Below are 3,006 nucleotides of genomic sequence, written 5' to 3'. Positions count from 1 at the left end.
GTGCACGGAAATCAGTGTGTTATCAAGTCTTCGGCTTATTAGTACCGGTCAGCTCCACGGGTCGTTAGTCCCCGCTTCCACATCCGGCCTATCAACCCAGTAGTCTGCTGGGAGCCTCTCACACTCAAGGTGCATGGAAATCTCATCTCGAAGACGGCTTCCCGCTTAGATGCTTTCAGCGGTTATCCGGTCCGAACGTAGCTAATCAGCGGTGCCCTTGGCAGAACAACTGACACACCAGAGGTTCGTCCATCCCGGTCCTCTCGTACTAGGGATAGATCTTCTCAAATTTCCAACGCGCGCAGCGGATAGGGACCGAACTGTCTCACGACGTTCTAAACCCAGCTCGCGTACCGCTTTAATGGGCGAACAGCCCAACCCTTGGGACCTACTCCAGCCCCAGGATGCGACGAGCCGACATCGAGGTGCCAAACCATGCCGTCGATATGGACTCTTGGGCAAGATCAGCCTGTTATCCCCGAGGTACCTTTTATCCGTTGAGCGACAGCGCTTCCACAAGCCACTGCCGGATCACTAGTCCCGACTTTCGTCCCTGCTCGACCTGTCAGTCTCACAGTCAAGCTCCCTTGTGCACTTACACTCGCCACCTGATTGCCAACCAGGTTGAGGGAACCTTTGGGCGCCTCCGTTACTCTTTGGGAGGCAACCGCCCCAGTTAAACTACCCATCAGGCACTGTCCATGAACCCGATCAGGGTCCTACGTTAGACATCCAAAGTGACCAGAGTGGTATTTCAACAATGACTCCACGAACACTAGCGTGCCCGCTTCACAGTCTCCCACCTATCCTACACAAGCCACTCCGAACACCAATACCAAACTGTAGTAAAGGTCACGGGGTCTTTCCGTCCTGCTGCGCGTAACGAGCATCTTTACTCGTAGTGCAATTTCGCCGAGTTCGCGGTTGAGACAGCTGGGAAGTCGTTACGCCATTCGTGCAGGTCGGAACTTACCCGACAAGGAATTTCGCTACCTTAGGATGGTTATAGTTACCACCGCCGTTTACTGGGGCTTAAATTCAGAGCTTCGCCCAAAGGCTAACCCTTCCTCTTAACCTTCCAGCACCGGGCAGGCGTCAGTCCGTATACATCGTCTTGCGACTTCGCACGGACCTGTGTTTTTAGTAAACAGTCGCTTCCCACTGGTCTCTGCGGCCTTCAACGCTCACGGAGTAAATCCGGTCACGTGTCCGGCCCCCCTTCTCCCGAAGTTACGGGGGCATTTTGCCGAGTTCCTTAACCACGATTCTCTCGATCTCCTTGGTATTCTCTACCTGACCACCTGAGTCGGTTTCGGGTACGGGCGGCTGCAACCTCGCGTCGATGCTTTTCTCGGCAGCATAGGATCACTGATTTCCCCTTACGGGTACGCGTCGGATCTCAGGCGTACAGACGACGGATTTGCCTATCGTCAGCCCTACATCCTTACACCAGGTTCACCTTACGGATACCATCGCCTGGCTCAGCTACCTTCCTGCGTCACACCTGTTCATACGCTAACCGCACCAGCATGGGGTCGAGCGTTAGACCGGCCACCATCACCCCGAAGGGATCCGGTTGTACCGGGTTAGGACTCTTAGCACCACTGGATTAGCTTGGGCGGTTGTTCGCCGGTACGGGAATATCAACCCGTTGTCCATCGACTACGCCTGTCGGCCTCGCCTTAGGTCCCGACTTACCCAGGGCGGATTAACCTGGCCCTGGAACCCTTGGTCTTTCGGAGGACGGGTTTCTCACCCGTCTTTCGCTACTCATGCCTGCATTCTCACTCGTGTAGCGTCCACGGCTGGATCACTCCGCCGCTTCACTCGCCACACGACGCTCTCCTACCACTCCGCACGACTGAACCACGAAGGCTTGTCTATAGTGCGAAATCTACAACTTCGGTGGTGTGCTTGAGCCCCGTTACATTGTCGGCGCGGAATCACTTGACCAGTGAGCTATTACGCACTCTTTCAAGGGTGGCTGCTTCTAAGCCAACCTCCTGGTTGTCTGTGCAACTCCACATCCTTTCCCACTTAGCACACGCTTAGGGACCTTAGTTGGTAGTCTGGGTTGTTTCCCTCTCGACGATGAAGCTTATCCCCCACCGTCTCACTGCTGCGCTCTCACTCACCGGCATTCGGAGTTTGGCTGACGTCAGTAACCTGTTGAGGCCCATCGGCCATCCAGTAGCTCTACCTCCGGCGAGAAACACGCAACGCTGCACCTAAATGCATTTCGGAGAGAACCAGCTATCACGAAGTTTGATTGGCCTTTCACCCCTATCCACAGCTCATCCCCTCCATTTTCAACTGAAGTGGGTTCGGTCCTCCACGACGTCTTACCGTCGCTTCAACCTGGCCATGGATAGATCACTTCGCTTCGGGTCTAGAACATGCGACTCAAACGCCCTATTCAGACTCGCTTTCGCTACGGCTGCCCCTCACGGGTTAACCTCGCCACATATCACTAACTCGCAGGCTCATTCTTCAAAAGGCACGCCGTCACCCCTACTAAGGAGGCTCCGACGGTTTGTAAGCAAACGGTTTCAGGTACTATTTCACTCCCCTCCCGGGGTACTTTTCACCTTTCCCTCACGGTACTTGTCCGCTATCGGTCATCTGGGAGTATTTAGGCTTATCAGGTGGTCCTGACAGATTCACACGGGATTTCTCGGGCCCCGTGCTACTTGGGATACACATCCGGCCATAACACCATTTCGTCTACGGGGCTGGCACCCACTACGGCCCGGCTTTCAAACCGGTTCGACTATGATGCGCTGTAACCGTCCCAGTCCGGCAGAACTGAGTGACGTGTCCCACAACCCCGACCATGCAACGCCCGCCGGCTATCACACATGATCGGTTTAGCCTCATCCGCTTTCGCTCGCCACTACTCACGGAATCACATGTTGTTTTCTCTTCCTGTGGGTACTGAGATGTTTCACTTCCCCACGTTCCCTCTACCCGCCCTATATATTCAGGCGGGAGTCACCAGGTCGCAAA

1 rRNA gene is annotated in these 3,006 nt (G+C 55.0%); it reads right to left on the bottom strand.

Annotation, left to right across the window (positions count from 1 at the left end):
* Positions 1 to 18 precede the first annotated feature (18 nt).
* Positions 19 to 3,006: ribosomal RNA gene (locus tag BIU91_RS08970) — 23S ribosomal RNA — on the bottom strand.

The organism is Curtobacterium sp. MMLR14_002 (assembly GCF_001864975.1).
GTDB classification, from domain to species: Bacteria; Actinomycetota; Actinomycetes; order Actinomycetales; family Microbacteriaceae; genus Curtobacterium; species Curtobacterium flaccumfaciens.
This window is presented reverse-complemented; position numbering and strand designations above follow the sequence as displayed.